Source organism: Vibrio sp. 03_296, assembly GCF_002265885.1.
Map to the genome: position 1 here is coordinate 1 of NZ_NPKW01000542.1, position 666 is coordinate 666.

Below are 666 nucleotides of genomic sequence, written 5' to 3' on the forward strand. Positions count from 1 at the left end.
TTTAAAAACCCTGTAGTACCTAATGGCGTTGATTTGATGACTACAAGCTATGTAGGAAATTAGGGAATAATAAACAGTAGAGAAAAAAAACAAGAAGAATAAATTATTAATCTAGTGATAATTCCTTATTTTTAACCATCTCATGTCAGGTCTATGCTATGGATATAGTTAAACAAGACATATATGACTTAACACCAAAAATTCATCGGGAGAATTTTTAATCATGGTATCCCTGTTATAAACATTGAAGTTACTTTAGAAATCAGTGCTCTGAATGACACAAAAGAACMTAAAACACACACTAACCAAATGGTGAGTTCATTTTTGAAGCTGTCAGTATTTCAACAATAAAGACATCAAGTATGTTTGACCAAAAAATGGTCAGCACATCATTAACCATAAAACGTGGCCCTGAATATACATATTTATGGCGTTCATATTTACCTGGATATAACATACTTACTTTTATGTCAGAAAATTTATCCAATCTCATTTGCGACATTAATTCAAAAGAGAAATATTTTATATTTGACGGTATGAAAAAAATCATGACGGATATGAAGTCCATACTATCTGCGACCTTCATGGGGCTTTAGAGTCAGGATATATAGAGGATTAGGCAGGTGAGCATTATTGGCGTATAAACACAACTTTTTTCTTAGCCAA

1 protein-coding gene is annotated in these 666 nt (G+C 31.9%); it reads left to right on the forward strand.

Going from position 1 to position 666, the window contains the following annotated elements; translation table 11 throughout:
- Positions 1-362 precede the first annotated feature (362 nt).
- Positions 363-596 (forward strand): hypothetical protein, encoded by a 234-nt coding sequence (locus CIK04_RS26045; RefSeq protein WP_128824709.1) that lies wholly within the window; start codon positions 363-365, stop codon positions 594-596.
- Positions 597-666: the final 70 nt, after the last annotated feature.

Coding starts and splice junctions, on each gene's coding strand:
- CIK04_RS26045 (WP_128824709.1), top strand. CDS start 363: ATGTTTGACCAAAAAATGGTCAGCACATCATTAACCATAAAACGTGGC.